The organism is Vibrio nitrifigilis (genome assembly GCF_015686695.1).
In the GTDB taxonomy this organism is placed as follows: Bacteria; Pseudomonadota; Gammaproteobacteria; order Enterobacterales; family Vibrionaceae; genus Vibrio; species Vibrio nitrifigilis.
In genome coordinates this window covers 2,026,686-2,043,746 of sequence record NZ_JADPMR010000001.1, presented here as the reverse complement: position 1 = coordinate 2,043,746, position 17,061 = coordinate 2,026,686, and the positions used below count along the sequence as shown (strand labels likewise).

General features: G+C 40.6%; 14 protein-coding genes. 4 read left to right on the top strand and 10 right to left on the bottom strand.

The features are described from left to right. Positions 1 to 29: 29 nt before the first annotated feature. From nikR to nikA, 6 genes are read right to left on the bottom strand one after another with little or no spacing between them, the layout of a single operon-like run. Entirely contained in the window at positions 30 to 434 is a 405-nt protein-coding gene (gene nikR / locus I1A42_RS09070; protein WP_196123272.1) for a nickel-responsive transcriptional regulator NikR, read from the bottom strand. A gap of 11 nt (positions 435 to 445) precedes the next feature. Beyond that, positions 446 to 1,243 carry a nickel import ATP-binding protein NikE gene (gene nikE, locus I1A42_RS09065; RefSeq protein ID WP_230389368.1) on the bottom strand — a complete coding sequence of 266 codons (798 nt, stop codon included), beginning with the start codon at positions 1,241 to 1,243 and terminating at the stop codon, positions 446 to 448. Further along, on the bottom strand, positions 1,240 to 2,013 hold the full coding sequence (locus I1A42_RS09060) for an ATP-binding cassette domain-containing protein (RefSeq protein ID WP_196123271.1): 774 nt from the start codon (positions 2,011 to 2,013) through the stop codon (positions 1,240 to 1,242). Before I1A42_RS09060 ends, nikE begins: the two co-directional genes overlap by 4 nt. Beyond that, the gene (gene nikC, locus I1A42_RS09055; RefSeq protein WP_196123270.1) at positions 2,010 to 2,843 is read right to left on the bottom strand and encodes a nickel ABC transporter permease subunit NikC; all 834 of its coding nucleotides are present in this window, start codon (positions 2,841 to 2,843) and stop codon (positions 2,010 to 2,012) included. Before nikC ends, I1A42_RS09060 begins: the two co-directional genes overlap by 4 nt. After that, complete coding sequence (gene nikB, locus I1A42_RS09050) at positions 2,840 to 3,787, bottom strand: nickel ABC transporter permease subunit NikB (RefSeq protein ID WP_196123269.1); 948 nt, start codon at positions 3,785 to 3,787, stop codon at positions 2,840 to 2,842. The genes nikC and nikB overlap by 4 nt, the downstream gene beginning before the upstream one ends. A gap of 4 nt (positions 3,788 to 3,791) precedes the next feature. After that, positions 3,792 to 5,333, bottom strand: coding sequence for a nickel ABC transporter substrate-binding protein (gene nikA, locus I1A42_RS09045; protein ID WP_196123268.1), 1,542 nt, complete (start codon positions 5,331 to 5,333; stop codon positions 3,792 to 3,794). A gap of 239 nt (positions 5,334 to 5,572) precedes the next feature. Here nikA and I1A42_RS09040 point away from each other — a divergent pair, with 239 nt between their 5' ends. Beyond that, positions 5,573 to 6,508, top strand: a complete 936-nt coding sequence (locus tag I1A42_RS09040; RefSeq protein ID WP_196123267.1) for a DMT family transporter — start codon at positions 5,573 to 5,575, stop codon at positions 6,506 to 6,508. Here the strand turns inward: I1A42_RS09040 and I1A42_RS25190 are convergent. Next, a complete protein-coding gene (locus tag I1A42_RS25190; protein WP_196123266.1) occupies positions 6,477 to 7,535 on the bottom strand; it encodes a GGDEF domain-containing protein in 1,059 nt (352 codons plus the stop codon). The two genes, I1A42_RS09040 and I1A42_RS25190, sit on opposite strands and share 32 nt — an antisense overlap. Positions 7,536 to 7,900: 365 nt before the next feature. On the opposite strand from I1A42_RS25190, the gene I1A42_RS09030 reads away from it, so the two are divergent. Next, a complete protein-coding gene (locus I1A42_RS09030) occupies positions 7,901 to 8,110 on the top strand; it encodes a TOBE domain-containing protein (protein ID WP_161158169.1) in 210 nt (69 codons plus the stop codon). Between the two features lie 37 nt (positions 8,111 to 8,147). On the opposite strand, the gene I1A42_RS09025 is transcribed toward I1A42_RS09030, so the two are convergent. Next, a complete protein-coding gene (locus I1A42_RS09025) occupies positions 8,148 to 8,369 on the bottom strand; it encodes a hypothetical protein (RefSeq protein WP_161158170.1) in 222 nt (73 codons plus the stop codon). 237 nt (positions 8,370 to 8,606) lie between these two features. Further along, positions 8,607 to 9,347, bottom strand: coding sequence for an NADPH-dependent oxidoreductase (locus tag I1A42_RS09020; RefSeq protein WP_161158171.1), 741 nt, complete (start codon positions 9,345 to 9,347; stop codon positions 8,607 to 8,609). Between the two features lie 660 nt (positions 9,348 to 10,007). On the opposite strand from I1A42_RS09020, the gene I1A42_RS09015 reads away from it, so the two are divergent. Beyond that, positions 10,008 to 12,206, top strand: coding sequence for a TonB-dependent receptor (locus I1A42_RS09015; protein ID WP_196123265.1), 2,199 nt, complete (start codon positions 10,008 to 10,010; stop codon positions 12,204 to 12,206). 767 nt (positions 12,207 to 12,973) lie between these two features. Here I1A42_RS09015 and I1A42_RS09010 read toward each other — a convergent pair. After that, positions 12,974 to 14,257: a diguanylate cyclase gene (locus I1A42_RS09010; RefSeq protein ID WP_230389367.1), complete on the bottom strand. Its 1,284-nt coding sequence runs from the start codon at positions 14,255 to 14,257 to the stop codon at positions 12,974 to 12,976. An 819-nt stretch (positions 14,258 to 15,076) separates the two neighbouring features. On the opposite strand from I1A42_RS09010, the gene I1A42_RS09005 reads away from it, so the two are divergent. Next, positions 15,077 to 17,044: a hypothetical protein gene (locus I1A42_RS09005; protein ID WP_329604812.1), complete on the top strand. Its 1,968-nt coding sequence runs from the start codon at positions 15,077 to 15,079 to the stop codon at positions 17,042 to 17,044. Positions 17,045 to 17,061 lie beyond the last annotated feature (17 nt).

Genomic DNA, 17,061 nt, shown 5'->3' with positions numbered 1-17,061 from the left:
AGGGCTTACTTTTATGTGCAATTTAGGTCTTACTCATCTTTGGGTTTAGGCAGTAGGCGTAAATACCCGTGATTAACACCGCGTTGAGAAATAAGACTATCTGCTAAGTTTTCTAACTGATGACGTTTTCCCTGTAAAATAGAGACCTCCAGACACTGTTCTTCTGAAATGTGCATATGTAACGTTGAGACAGAAAGATGGTGATGATGGTGCTGAGTATTGGTTAGACGACGCGCCAGCTCGCGAGTCTCATGCTCGTAAAGATAGGAAAGTACACCGAGACATTCTTCATTCCGTTGGCTTTTCTCTGTGCTCAGTGAATCACGGACTAAATCTCTGACGGCTTCTGAACGACTGGTATACCCTTTCTCTTGAATAAAGTTATCGAGGTAATCGACCAAATCGTCGTCCATGGTGATAGTCAGTCTTTGCATGTCAGAGTCCTCTATTCCGTTAATATGGCAGGCAAGGGGGGTAAAATAGCGTCTTCCAACTCTTGTGCTGCTGGGTGGAGAAAACAAAGATCCGCTTTCATATCGGCTTCTTCGACGATACTACCGTTATTCATAACTAAGATACGTTGGCAAAATTGTTTCGCTAAACGGATATCATGAGTAATCAATAGCCAAGCAATACCGGTTTGATGTTGAATCTCTTTTAGCATATCCACCATTTTTATCTGAAGTACTAAATCTAAGTTGGATAACGCTTCATCAAGAATAATGAGTTTGGGTTTTGAGGCTAATGCGCGGGCGATACAGACACGTTGTAATTGACCGCCACTTATCTGAGGAGGGCGCTTATTGAGCATAGAATCGGGCAATCCTACTTGGTTAAGCAGTTGAATTGTTCTATCCATTCGTTCTGACTTAGACATAGAAGTGAGGTATTTGAGCGGTTCTTGAATAATGGACGCGACAGTTTTACGAGGATTAACGGCGCTGACTGAGTCTTGTAACACCATTTGGATGTCACGATGCATGGCTTGCCGTTGAGTTCGATTCATTTGTTTGGTCGTTCGACCTTCAAATATAATTTCACCTTCTTTAGGGATTTCTAATCCACAAAGCATCCGCGCAAGTGTACTTTTGCCACAGCCGCTATTACCCAATAAAGCAGCAGATTCATTGGGATAGAGGTGAATATTGATCTCTTTAAGAACGGGTTGATAGGGTTTCTTCCCCAGTAGGGAAAAACGCTGGTAGCCATGTGAGACATAATAAGTGGAAAGTAAAGTCATCATTCAAGTGCCATGTTGTACAGAGAAAGATGGGCGTTGACCAGTTCACGAGTGATGGGGTGGGCTGGGCGCGTAAATATGGTAGAAATTGAATTATGTTCAACAATCTGCCCTTGGTCGATAACGGCAACACGGTGAGCGAGTTTTGCTACCACGCCCATATCATGGGTGACCAATAAAATGCCTAATTGTTGTTTATCTACCAGCGATTTCAATAACTCCAAAATTTTGGATTGCATCACTAAGTCAAGGTCGGTGGTGGGTTCATCTGCAAATAAAAATGGACTACCACTGAGCATAGTGAGAGCAATCATCATACGTTGGAGCATGCCACCGCTCATTTCATGAGGATACAAGCTAAGAATTTTTTCAGGTTGATCTAAACCAGCTTCACGCATGGTTTTTACGATAACGTCTGAATAACTATCGGTTTTTATCTGTTTTCCAATCGTTAATGTTTCTAACGCATGCTGTTTCATTGTATGAACGGGGTTAAATGCGCTGCGAGGATTTTGCATAATCGTCGATATGGTATGACCGCGAAGTTGTTCATGAGTTATTTGGTGATCATCAAAGATTACAGAGCCAGAAGATTGATGCAATCCGTGAGGGAGTGCACCTAATGCAGCGCAGCAGGTCAACGATTTACCTGAACCACTGGAACCAATAAGTGCAAGAATTTCACCGGTTTTAATTTGCAGCGAAATATTATGGATCAATCGAGTTTGTCCGGCATAGATGGTGTAGTTGTTGAGTGCAAGAGTGTGGCTCATGAGTGGACGTGCTCCAATTGTAGGTATGGATCCAGATGATCACGCAACGCATCACCTAACCAGTTAAATGCGACGACACTGACAAATAGAGCTAAGCCAGGCCAGAACATAAGACTCGGATGAGTCCAGATATATTGGCGAGCATCACTAATCATGACGCCCCATTCAGGAGTCGGGGATTTAACGCCAAGCCCTAAGAAAGACATTCCGGCAACATGCAGCATCATATGGCCAATATCCATGGTAGCCAGCACGATTAATTGAGAAATGATGGGGCTCATAAAATGATCTTTGAATAACCCGAAGCCTTGGTTTCCCGATAAACGGGCAGCGAGTATAAAATCACTGTTACGTTGAGCCAGCACAATGCTACGTACTAAACGTGCATACCAAGCCCAGTGAGACAGGGCGATGGCAATAATCACGTTGGTGATCCCCGTCCCTAATACCGCGACTAAAAACAGTGCCAGAATCATGGTTGGGAAGGTGAGGAAAATATCGGTAATACGCATTAGAGTTGCATCGACTTTGCCACCCATAAGGCCAGCGACTGTGCCAGTTGTCACACCAATACAAATAATTAACGCTATTGCGCACGCGACGGCGCTTAATGAGGTTCGTGCTCCTTCGACTAACCGAGTGAAAGTATCCCGGCCTAAATGATCGGTACCAAGCCAATGTTGTGTCGAAGAGGGTAACAACCGGTTTGGTAGGTCGATGGCATTGGAGTCGTAGTGTAAAAAGTAGGGGCCGACAATAGCCATGAACAGTAGTGTGAATACCAGTATCAATGGTCCAAGGTGACTTTTATGCTGGAAAAAATGGTTCATACGTTTCCCTCGATAGACAAGCGACGTACGCGTGGATCTAATGCAGCACAGGCAATATCGACCAGCAGGTTACACAGTACGTAAACGACGACCATGAGCAAGGTAACACACTGAATCACTGGGAAATCGCGGTTGAATACTGCAGTGACGGCGTAACGCCCGACGCCAGGCCAACCAAAAATACTTTCAATTACCAGTGTGCCTCCAATCAATTCGCCAATATGAAGTCCAAGCGAGGTGATGATTGGGAGCATTGCATTACGAAAGATGTGATTGCGCTGAATTTTAGACTCTTTGACACCGCGTAGGCGCGCCCAAGTGACATAGCGCTGGCCAGAGACTTCTAACATGTTGGTGCGAATCAAACGCGTATTTATCGATAAAGACATAAACGCGATGGAAAAAGCCGGCATCAATAAGTGACTAATGCCACCGTAGCCAAGTGCAGGCAGCCAATGGAGATGAGTTGAAAATAGAATCACTAGCAAAAAGGCTAACCAAAAGTTGGGCATGCTGACGCCCAAAAATAGAATGAGGCGCAGCAGGTAATCGGGAAACTTGTTGCGATATCTCGCACAGAGCATCCCAATAGGGATTGAACCGAACAAAATCATAGCAAGCGCTGTGACCCCAAGTAATGCAGTTGCTGGCACAAAACTCATAAGCTCTTGTAAAACGGGTCGACCCGTTGCATAGGAATGACCAAAATCGAGTTGAACTACGTGCTTTAGCCAAACCCCATATTGGGTCCAAAGCGGCTGATCTAAACCGAGATCAATACGGGTGGCTTGTAACAATTGGTCGGTTGGGGGGAGGCCTGATAAACGCAGGTATTCCATGGCTGGATCGTTTGGCCCAAGTCGCAATAAAAAAAAGATAGTGGCTGAGGCAGCCAGCAGTATTGGAATAAGCATCAGTAAACGTCGTGAAATATACTGCCACATAGGATTATCTCTGCTTTAAAATATGTTCAAACGGGATATGGCTGGGTATTGCACTAAATGGGATAGGGCCAAATTTTGGGTTTGCTACCACGTACATTTGTACCCAAGTGAGTGGTAGGTAAACGGCTTCTTTATGTAGCCGAGTTAAAATATCGCGATACAGCGCTTGGCGCTTCTTGTTGTCAGTGGAGATCAAAGCTTGTTCTATTTCTTGATCGATAAGGGATTTATCTTTAAGGCCTTGCTGAGCTTGGAAGTCGGCGTGCGAAGGTACTCGCATGGAACTTAAAAAAGCATGAGGATCGTAGGGCGCGCCCCAGGTACGGTTAAAAATCATATCAAACTCACCGCTTTTTTGGCGGTGATAAATAGAACCTTCTTCTTCTCCGAGCAGATTGACTTCAATCCCCACTTTAAACAAATCGCCCTGAATGATTTCCGCCATAGATTTGCTTACAGGGTTCGTCCCTACATAAGACAGATTGATATTAAGGCGTTGTTTGCCTTTATAACGAATCCCCTGTACAGAAGAACGTTGCCAGCCCGCTTTATCAAGCAGCGAGTTCGCTAATTGGATATCATAACGGTAAGGTTTTAAACCGATATTGGCATAAGGAACGGTAGGAGCGAATAGCGTATTTGCCTTAGATTGAGTGCCATAAAGTACCGTTTTGATCATAACCTCTTTATCGACACTATGGTTAATCGCCAACCTTACGGCTAACTCTTTTGTTGGGCTGTGTTTGGTATTTAATGCAAGATCAATGGTTTCAATCGGGGGCGACAGCTCGGTGGTGTATTGATGTGACTGACTAAAGCGCTCAAATGTGTCAGGAGAAACACTGCCATCGACACCGTAAATTAAATCAACGTCGCCGGTTTCAACTGCTAAAGCACGGCTGGTGGGGTCTGGAATGACTTTAACGGTGATGCTTTCTATCGCAGGTTTTGCTCCCCAATACTGTTCGTTGCGTTTAAATTCGTCGTATTGGTTTAAACGAGTTTTCGTCAATATCCAAGGACCGGTACCAATAGGGTGTTTAATGCCGTTTTTCGTTTCGTTATCGATAAATTGAGAAGGAGCGATAAAGCGAAATGGACGAGGAAGAGAAAGTTCGAGTAAAGCAGGGTAGTAAGGGTGTTTTAGTGTGAGTTGAAAAGTGTCATCATTTAACGCTTTATAAGACTCAATTTGGTTGGTTAATTCTAACCATGCATGACGATCTTTGTTATCCATCACCGTGCGAAAGTTATCAACCACAGCCTGAGCATTAAAAGGCTCACCATTGGAAAAGGTGACATGGTGGCGCAGGGTAAAGGTATAGGTTCGGCCATCTGCTGAAAGCGTCCAATGACTTGCCAGCCAAGGTTTGACCGAGCCGTCACTTTGATATTTGACTAATGGTTCATACACCATGCTTTGAGCAAACATTTGGTTAGGTGAATAAAGGTGAGGGTTGAGTGGCCCAACATTGAGAGGCCAAGCAAAATTTAAATGAGTCGCAAAACAAATGGGCGTGAATACAACAAAGAAAATGAGCGACATAAATTGCGCATATGATTTAGAACTTATGCTGGTTTTAAGCGGTTGAGAACACCAGTTGTGGTGAAAATTCAAAGCGATGGTCCGTTATCTAGAATGATGTGGTATGAAATTTTATAAAAAAGTTCATACAAGACATCGATCTATATCAATAAATATTCAACAAATTGCAAAGGTTTGGTATTTTCAGACGCTGACTATAACCGTTAGATGAGAAGGGTTCGATAGATGGATTTTGTTTTATGGGTATATTAGCCATTTTGCTGGCGTCTTTTTTCTGGGGAACTTCTGGAATTTTTGCTGCCTTTATCCCCCAAGTTAGCCCGTTAGCGATTGGTGCATTTGCTACTGGCTTTGGCGGGATAATCCAGTTTGCTATCGCCTGGAAATCGCTCCATATATCTCACCGGCGATTATGGGATAATAAAACCCTGTGTTTGGTAGGTGGCATCACCGTCGCTATGTACCCGTTAGCCTTTTATTCATCGATGCATTTAGCTGGAATCGCTGTCGGTACGGTAGTTTGTATCGCGTCCGCGCCTTTTGCTTCTGTCGCTTTAGAGCACCTTGTTGGTGGTAAAGTCAATATCTCAATTGGGTGGTTGATGAGCCTTTTATTTGGCGTTGTGGGAATATGTTTTCTTATCTTTGGTCAACATGATGAGCCCTTGTTTAGCTCACATCCTTACCGGTTATTGGGAATTGGCGTTGGTATTTTAGGTGGCACTGCCTATGCGATCTATACATGGGTAGCAAAGCAGTTAATTGACCAGGGGGTACCCTCTAGAGCCGCCATCGGCACTTTGTTTGGGCTTAGTTCGATGCTATTACTGCCAAGCCTTTTTCTTACCGGAGATACCCTGTTCTCTCAAATGTCTTCGTTATTTGTCGGAGGCTATATGGCCCTTATCCCTATGGGGTTAGGGTATCTTCTTTTTGGCTATGGGTTAAAAACGGTTACCGCCAGTTCAGCAACGTTACTCAGTTTGTTCGAGCCTGTTGTTGCAACGGTACTGGCTGTGACCATTGTGAAAGAAACGCTCGGGTGGTATGGATGGGTCGGGATTGTAAGTATTGCCATCTGCTTGGCGCTGCAATCGTTGTCTCAACCGACAGTTATCAAAAAAACTCCGTTAATCAACCAGATTAAATCAGCTGATACTGGTGGTCTTCATTAACCATCACAACACTATTGCGGCCATCGTGTTTGGCTTTAAATAAAGCTTGGTCGGTGAGTTCAACAATGGTATCGAAATCGTGATTAGGCTCTACCATAGCGACACCAATACTAGCAGTTAAAGAAATACTTTGGCTAAATTTATGGTCGGCGATAATGGCACGAAGTGATTCGGCAATGAGTCTAGCCTGGTTAAGCGGAGTTTTAGGCAGTAAAATACAAAACGTCTCCCCACCGTAGCGGCCAACATAATCATAACCTCGACAATTCTCTTTCAATAACGCAGCAAATTCGACGAGCACATAATGTCCTGCAACGTGACCAAGTCGATCATTGAGGCGTTTAAAATGGTCAATATCGACCATCATTATCGCAATGTTTTGTGTATCAGAGAGTCTCATTTCATCGAAAAAACGAGCCAAAGAATCGTGACTCCATACATTAGTCATTGTGTCGGAAGAGGCTTTTTCTTCTAAGTGACACTGATTCAAGTATATTTGATGGCTGGAGTGACGTAATAATGTGTATGTGATAATTCCAAATACAGCTGCAGATGCCATCCAAAGATAATGCAATGCCATATCAATACTCGGCATATAACTCTCACTGAGAGTTATAAATATCGTAATGAGAAAACAGATGAGGATGCTGAAGGTGGCTAATGTTAAAGATAAGCCAGACATAACAAAGACCCATAAAACATTAAGGTAAATTTCTGGTGCTAAATAAGCAAAGGATTCCGTATGTAAATTAAAATAGAGGTTAGCTGTAATAGTGGTAATCGGCGCAGTGAAGAGCATAACGCGCATCACGGGATAAGCGTTTGGGAAAAAGGTCAGGGCCGTTATGATGAATAATCCAATCGGAACTATCACACCATGCAGTAAGCAACGAAATAATCCATCGGGAAGCTCCATTGTTTCTTCAATAAAACAATAAATTATGTACAGAATTGCAGTACACATCATGGTATAGCGTACTTGGAGAATACGGCTTTTAAAAAACCAATCTTCGAATGGTGATGACACTGTTAACCCTAGGCCCATCTGATCGTGTCCTGTGACAGAGCTGTTCTAAACCGACATGATAATCAAGACCGTTACTAGGGGGTATTACCCTAATTAGGTGTTTTACTTTAAATTTGTCAAAATCTGATCTATCCCACTTGTTTAGGGGGATTATTTGTTGCATCGATAACAATCACCGTACTTATAGAAATCCCCTCTAATATCATTAACACTTGTTTTTGTTAAGGTTATTCAATAGTATCAATATGTGCTTATCAGCATATACGCCCTACTTGAGCTTGAGCGATGACAAGTAGATGAGCTCTGATTACTAGGTTAAGCATAATATACATTTATTTTAACAACATGATTATAAGGGAATAATTATGAAAATTAGCGCTAGAAACCAATTTACAGGGATAGTTAAAGCCATCGATGAAGGGGCTGTTAATGCCGAAATTTTAATCGAATTGGCGGATGGTTTGGTGATTGCTTCAGTTATTACGCTTGGTGCAGTACGTTCGTTAGGGATTGAGGTAGGTAAGCCTGCTACTGCAATTATTAAAGCATCTAATGTTATGGTTGGTGTCGAATAATTCTGCGTTGGGGCCATTTGTTGGCCCCAATCTTAGGCTAATGTTTTTTTGACCATGCTTGGCCCTGCTTAAACATTTTACCATCGATAGAAAAAGACAAAGTAACCACATTCGTTCTTTCCAAACGGCACAAATCTAATTCATTTAATTGCTGACGAGAGAATTGGCAATGGATGCTACAACGCTGTTGCGCAAAACCTGATTCAATAAAATCGTCAAAGCTCTGTTTACTACGTGCTATAAAAGTTTGTATCGTCATAATATTCAGCCAACTATTGACAGTTACCTCTGTATTAACGTTCTATTATCTGCCAGTGATTACTCATTATTTTTTAGGCAGTGGTTAGGTGTAATCTAACCCAACGGTGTTCTTTCATGTCACGGAAATTAAAAGATAGTGTGAAATTAACGTAGGGGAATAGAGATCTATAAGCTACTTATTGAATAAAAAGCCCCACGAACTGTGAGGCGTTGAAATAATTTAGTATTAAACAGGTTAATATTTGTTACTAAAACCTTGTTTAATTAAAGTTGAAGCAACATCGGGATAGTAAATACGATTATAATATCCGGAAATCGATTGGCTCCAAGATTCACCATCAGCTCGACCAATCGTTTCCCAATGCGCAGTAATTTTTTTGTTGTAGTACTCGATGTTATCTTTCATACCATCACTGCGATATTGTTCTTCATGACGAAATGTTTCCATTGGTAAGCGTGGTTTAATGTGTGCAGGTTTATCAACATAACCAAGAGATAACCCGGCGACGGCGAAGGTATGATGGGGGAGGTCGAGTTCCTCGATCATTTTACTAGGATTTAAGCGTACGCCACCAATAGGAACGCCACCTAAACCTTGCGAGCGAGCTGCAATTAATGCGCTAGTTAAAGCAATACCTACATCAGTTGAGCCTGAAATGATACTTTCAATACTTTCTGTTGCTTTTTGTTCCTCACTGACCGCTTTCATGCCAAGTTCTGTTTTATACATATCGATGATAAATACCAAAAATACTGGCGCTTTGGCAATCCAAGGTTGCCCACCGCATAACTCAGACAAACGTTGGCGACGTTCAGCATTACGCACCACTAAAACCGATACCTGTTGTGAGTTGATTGACGTGGGGGCTTGATATGCCGATTGAATAACATTGTCCAATACGTCATCTGGGACAGGCTTAGTTAAAAAACTACGTTCACTTTTATGTGAATATAAGGTTTTAAGTACGTCGTTCATGTATTTCTCCTTTCTCCATCGGGACAAATATTGATAGATGTGCAAACTTTACTCTATCTATGTTTATCAAAAACGCCAACTAGAAATATACTCTTTAGGAGAATTTTAACGGAAAGGATTAATATATTAATTTATAGTAATAATGAATTAACCTATTTGAAATAATCTCAATGAATATAATTTTCATTAACAATATATACAGATATTATAATTACTAACATTAAGTGTTTTTTTCGTAATTGTCTTAATTGTATATATTTTATTTTAAATAACATAACCAATCGTTAATGCTTTGTGATTTTTATGTATTAATTTGCTCAAAAACCAAAAAATAGAATTAATTTTCATTTTTATCAAATTATTTTTCTCATGTTATAAGGGTTATTTTTATTTATATATGTCAGTTACTGTAAAGCAAATTGACTTTGATTTATAAACTATTGAAACTAAATGCAACAGATGCTGTTAATTAAATGGTAAATAATAGATTTAATTATATTAATGGTGTCGGATTGAGTTAAATCAATAAAAATATATCCCTAATTATTCTTCAATTATTAATTCCAGTCGTAATTTTAATAAACAGAACGTCTTTGTAATCATAAATATCATCAGTGTTGGTGGTGTTTAGTCTTTACTAATTACATTCGGACAATGTCAATGAAAAAAATTCAACGCAATAACCTAGCGGCTATTATTGGTGCTTTGTGTCTAGGTAATATCGTTTCTATGCCGTCTTTAGCAAATGATCAAGTAACCACATCTCAATCCCACTCTTCTTCCAGTAAGCGCAAACCTTCAACCAAATCGACAGTAAACGCTGATAATACCGTCGTTGTATATGGAGAAAATGAAACACAGACTGAGTTTAGACCTGATGTGCTAACGGTTGATCCTTTAGGTGAGCTGGCTTTAAGTGATCTCCCATATTCGGCCGCAGTAATGAATAGCGCTTTTTTAAAAGATCGACATGTGAAAGGGTTATTCGATGCTCTGAAATATGATTCTTCCACCCAAATGGAAGCGCGTGGTGGTGTCGATGTCGGACGTCCACAAAGTCGTGGGGTTGAGGGGAGCGTTGTGGCTAACTCTCACCTAGATGGTATGAATGTCGTCGTCACAACGGCTCAACCAATGGAGCTTTATGAGCGGCTTGAAATTATTCATAGTTTAACTGGCGCACTTTATGGCCCAGCGACACCAGCAGGTGATTTTAACTATGAATTTAAGCGACCTACTTTGGACTATCTGAACGATGTATCTATTGGATTAGACAGTAATGGGGCGCGAGAAGCGACCGTTGATTTGGGGGGAACGCCAAATCAATACATGGGATATCGTATTAATGTTATCAAAGAGCAGGGAGACGGTTATGTCTCAGGTTCTCAAATAGACCGTAAGGCTGTTGGCGCCGCATTTGATCTCCACCCAACAGACAAAACCACTATTGAGCTGAATGCGAGTTACTATCGCTACAAAAAGTATGGCTATCCTGGTGGTTTTTATTACTCAAGCTCGACCGGCTTACCCAGTGCTTTAGATGCGACTAAAAAGGGCTATGGTCAAAGTTTTGCTGGTAGTGATCTAAAAACGACGACCGGAAGTTTTAAACTTAAACATGATATCAATGACAATTGGAAAGCCGAAGTCGGCATTCTTGGGCAAAAAGTAGACCGTTTATTGATGAGTGTGACCAATAAATTGAATAGTGATGGTACATTTACACAGACGATAACCACAAAAAAAACCGCGCGACGTTTTAAATTGATCAGTAATGAAGCTCGTTTAAATGGACATATCGATACAGGTTCAGTCGAGCATCAAGTAACCATTGGTACAACAGGATATACTTGGAATACCTATTCAATTGCTAATTCATCAGGTTCAAAGGTCACCTTAGGTAATAATATTGATATTGACGATCCCCAAACCTTTTCTCAACCCGTATTTTATACCGATGGGGATATTGAACTTAATTCAAAGAATATAACCCAATCAGCTATTTTAGGTGACATGATTAAGTGGAATGAGCAATGGTCGACGCTACTCGTGGGCAGTTATAACCATTTTGATACATTAAATGTCGACTCAGCCAATTATCATGATGATGGTTTTAGTAGTACTGAAGCTTTGATTTTTAAGCCTATTCCAGAAACGACGACTTATGTGGCGTATTCCGATACATTAGAAGCTGGTCAGGTCGTGGATGACGACGATTATAAGAATGATGGCGAAACACTCGATCCTTATCGGAGTCGACAGATTGAGCTTGGTTTAAAACAGGACCTAGGTTCATTGGATGCGTCTCTCGCAGCGTTTCGTATCAAGCGACCTCTCGCTTACGCCAGTAGTGATAGCATTTATCGCGTCCAAGGTATGCAGCGCAACTATGGTATTGAAACGGCGCTAAACGGCAATGTTACGCGCCAAGTAAAAATCATGGCGAATGCCACTTGGTTAGATGCGACGTTAACCGATTCTTATAGTGATTCAACTGAGGGTAAACGCGTTGTCGGTGTCCCTGAGTGGCAGGCGAATGTGCTGACTGAATACGATTTTGATGTTGTGCCTGGACTTTCTATCAATGCTAATGTTCATTATGTCGGGAAACGCGCTGGCAACGCAGATAATGACGTGTGGATGAGTGCTTATACGACATTGGATCTTGGTGCAAAATACATCACAAAACGTTTTTATAACAAACCGCTTACATTGAGTTTGTCGGTCGATAACGTGACCAATAAACGTTACTGGGCTGCGTCATTCCCTAGATCGTTATATGGTGATTCTAGTGCTGGAGCTATGGCCTTTTTGGGAGCACCTTTACAAGCACATCTAACCGCATCGATGAAATTCTAATTTCATACATTAAATAGTTAACTGACTAAATAACTAAGCTCATCATCTGTGAAAGCAGCGGGTGAGCTTATTAACCTTTCAAATTTACTGTAGCACGACCCATCAGATTGCTGTATTTTTCTAAGTACCTTAGTGTTTAATCTAATGGCTTTGGTCCTCCTCCTAGCGTGATGTCTTTACCCGATGGAATACTTTCTAAAATGATGTCTGGTACTGGATGAATACGACCTAAAAAAATTATATTGAACCATCACATCATGACTCTCTACTCGATATTTGCGTCGATTTGTAATTAGGTATAAAAACTGGGAATTTATTCCGCTTGCTAGACATGCTCCCGATTGTAATAGGCTAGGGATATTGGTCGTTAAATTCGTTGCCGTATAAGTTAAATCATTGGAACCGTATAAATTGATTAACGTATTTTCATCCGGAATGTAGTGTTTTTCTCCAAAAATTATTTGGCAAGTGGATGTGCCTGTCTTTTCAAATAAGCCATTAAAATTGTTTGGGTTTGGCCTGGACATATATCGCCTCTTTAACTGAAGTGACTAAGATTGAATACTGATGTAATGCATGAATAATGCAATTCATCTTTGTGTGAGCAACATCCATTTTAATGATAAGTAACGTGATAATTAGTATCAAATTGGTCTCACAAAGGTATCAAATTGGTATCAATTAGAGGTGAAGAGTAAAAAATTCTGGCTGGCGGTGATAAGAGTGCAATGTAGGGCGCAGGTTTACTGTTGATTGATCCTGAGCCTCTACTCGCTGGATTGATGCTTAAATCGCGCTTTTTGCTCATACATACTCTTATCTGCCGAAGATAAGATTGTGTCGATGAGGAAAGGATCAGCTTCCCCTATAAAGCTATAATAGCCGATACTTACGGTTATCTGTATGTACTCTTCTTTCCACGGTAGCGGGTTAGATTGTAAATACAGATGAATTTTCTCAATGATTTTTTCGATATCGCTATTCTTATTGGTTCTAAATAAAATCACCACAAACTCATCGCCACCAATTCTGGAAATAAAATCAGATGCTCTTAAACAGTGAGTCAGAGCAGCAGCAACATGTTTTAGTACTTGGTCACCAGCATCATGGCCAAAGGAATCATTAATTTTCTTAAAGCTGTTTAAATCAATATTCAACACCGAAAATTGTACCGCAGAGCCCGATTTAGACATGACTTGATTCATGGTATTGAGCAAATATCGCCGATTAGGCAAATGTGTCAGTTCATCATGTAAGGAAAGCTTTTGTACTTTCAGGTAATTATTCAAAATAAAGAGCAATAAAATATAACCGATAGAAAAGGAAATAACTCCGAATGATATGAATAGACTCTTGAAAGTACTCACACTTTTTACTTCATCAAAGTCACCGTACTTAGCATATAAACGCCAACTTTTGTTAGGTAAATAGATAGGATAATCGAGGTCCGGTTCAGTTAATACAGACTGTTCACCTTCAATCAATCTGCCATTTGTATTGTTATTGTCGTTTGCTACGAGTGCAATTTGAGCGCCTTTAAGTGTATGAAGCTTCGACGCATTAATGAGTGCTTCATAGTTAATTACTACACTGAGCGTACCCCAGTAATCATTCATATGAGGCAGGTCGGTAAAAATGGGGTAACGGGCAATAATTCCTCGACCTCCTTGCACTAGATCTAACGGTCCAGCAATAAAGACTTTTTTGCTTTCTTTCGCAAGTTGGACGGTTTTGTACTGTTCAGGAACGGTTCTAAAATCTAACCCTATCGCTTTTTCATTCCCCTTTATCGGATACATGTATGAGATGACATCATTTGGGGCAAGGCCAATATTACGCACAAAAGAAGATTTAGACAGAAATTGCTCTGCTAATGAGTTCCAGTTTTTCTTTGCAAATTCAGGGTTGAGGGCCACCAATGTGGAAAAACTGTCAGCGAGATAGGCATCGCGGTAAATATTCGCTTCAATACTGTATCTAACGAGTGCAAGATCATGTTGAATAGACGATTTAGCTTGCTGAATTTGCTCATCGACAAATCGATCAGTCATGAGGTTTACCACCATAAAACTGAACAGGCCATAAATTAACGTAAGCAGGCAAAAGGTTGAAGGGCTGCATTTAAACTGTTTTAACAAATCGACTCTCGCACTAGATACACTAAATGATTGATTATCTGTTGTTCATTGTAGACCAAGTTGAGGTAATGATAGTGTGAATACACAGTAATATTGCTGTATTTAACGACTTATACTGCAAAAATTGCAGTGATAGGGGGAGATTGTTAGTTTGGACCACATAGTGTTATGAAACTATTCTGATACCCAATTAAACTCAAGATGCTAAATCCTGCATCTTGAGGTCATTTGAGGATATTTATAATAAGCAAGTTAATGAGTATAAGAATATATCGTTTAGGCTACTAAAGGCATATTAAATCTGTAGGTAGTCATCATTATGTCTTGATTGGATAAAGTATCACTCTCTTTTATTTCTTAATGTTAGATAATTCGTGCTATTTGTCGTCTTAAAAATAAGACAGATTTACTGAGTCTTTCATTATTGATATTTTAAATATTTTGATTATTAATTAATCTATTGTTTTAGCAATGCATTTATTTTTACAGTAAGCTGCTTTTTTATATTTTTGGTGATTAATTCTATTTTATAGTACCCATATTACTGACCGATAGGGCTATGGATTTATAAATTGTCCGTTTTAATTAGATAATGGTAAATAAGAATAAATTAATTAAGAAAGTAAAAAATTTTAGATTATTAATGATTGTTATTGATTTTTATAGGTAGTTAATATCTGAGATTAAACTCTTCTCTCATGTTGCTATTTATTATTTTCGAAAGGTTCGAATGTGATTTTTAAAAATAAGTCTATTTATGCAGTAGCACTTCTAAGTGCTGCAGGCTTAACGGGTTGTCTTTCTCGTTCTGGTGATCTACCCAGTTCTACGAGTTCTACCTCTACCACGCTATCTTCTTTTAATGTTACAGATATCAGTGCTTCTACAGACAACGTTAAAACCATGACGTTAACTTGGACCAAGGCGGCAAGTGGAACGGGGATTAGTTATACAGTATGTCAGAAAGACACGTCGGAGGAAAATGATTGTTTAGCGTTAGATACCGTTGAAGATACCTTAACGGCCACCGTTACAGTGGATAGCTTAGTGGAAGCACTCGCTCAAGATTATTTTATCTTAGCATCAAACGGCTCAAGTACGGTCAGCTCCAATGAGGATAGTTTAACGACCGAAACAGCCAACGAGATGATTGGCTATTTTAAAGCGGATCATGTGGATGAAGACGATTCTTATGACAACGATATTTCAAGTACAAACGCTGTAAATGTTGCTTTGAGCCAAGATGGTACAACGTTAGCCATTGCTGTGCCATTTGACGATAGCGATTATCAAGGAATCACAACCAGCTCTTTTAATGATAATAGTGATGCAGCGGAATCAGGGGCGGTGTATGTGTTTAAAAAAGTGGATAACACTTGGTCGCGAGCGGCTTACATAAAAGCATCAAATGCACAGTCTAATGATGTGTTCGGCTATAGCATTGCGTTAAGTAGTGATGGCGGAACCTTAGCCGTAGGCGCTTGGGGAGAAGATGGTGATCAAGCTGGTGTTCAGACTGAACTGCCAATTACTGATTCTGATGGCACGGGTAATTCAGGTGCTGTATATATCTTCGATTTAAGTGATAGTGACAGCAGTAATTGGGTTCAGAGTGCTTACATCAAAGCCAGTAATTTAGGTATATCTGACGAGTTCGGCCTGAATTTAGCGTTAAGCGGAGATGGTTCTACTCTGGCCGTTGGTGCACCTTTTGAGGATAATGATTTAAGCGGAATCGAGACATCCTCGGATTTTACTGATGATAGTGTTGTGACCACATCTGGTGCCGTTTATCTATTTAAATTAGACGGTGATAACTGGACTCAAGACGCTTACATTAAAGCTTCTAACGTTGGTTCTGGAGACGAATTTGGTAGCAATTTATCTCTTAGTACGGATGGTTCGGCTTTAGCTGTCGGGGTTCCTTTGGAAGATGGTAGTGAGTCAGGCATCCAAACAGGCACCACTCTCACTGACAGTGAGAACACGAGTTTGACTGACTCAGGCGCGGTTTATCTCTTTGACCTAAGTGATAGCGACAGCAGTTCTTGGGAACAAAGTGCTTATATCAAAGCCTCTAACGGGGAAGATTATGATTATTTTGGTAAAAGTGTCTCTTTAAGTGGAGATGGCCAGATACTGGCTGTGGGGGCGTCGGGTGAAAGTGGCGGTACAACCGGTATTCAAACTAGCACCACGATAGATGAAGGCTCTGAAAGCTCTGATTCTGGGGCGGTTTATCTTTTTGACCTAAGCGATAGTGACAGCAGTTATTGGGTACAAAGTGCTTATATTAAAGCGTCCAACCTTGAAGACGACGATGAATTTGGTTTTAGCGTTGCTTTAAGTAATGATGGCTCGACATTAGCAGTGGGTGCTCCATATGAAGATGGTGGTACAGCGGGTATCCAGACAAGCACAACCATAGATGAAGGTACTACTTCGGTGACTGAATCTGGAGCGGTATATCTATTTGATATTAGTGCTAAAAGCACCAGCAGTTGGCAACAAAGTGCTTATATTAAAGCGTCTAATCTGGGGGATGATGCTTATTTTGGTAGGAACTTATCAATAAGCAGTGATGGTTCGGCACTGGCAGTAGATGCCCCATCGGAAGATGGCGGCGAAACGGGTATCCAAATTGGTACTGTCGATGAGGGAACCACAGTCACTAATTCAGGTGCGGTTTATCTGTACTAATGGCAGATAAAACTTAT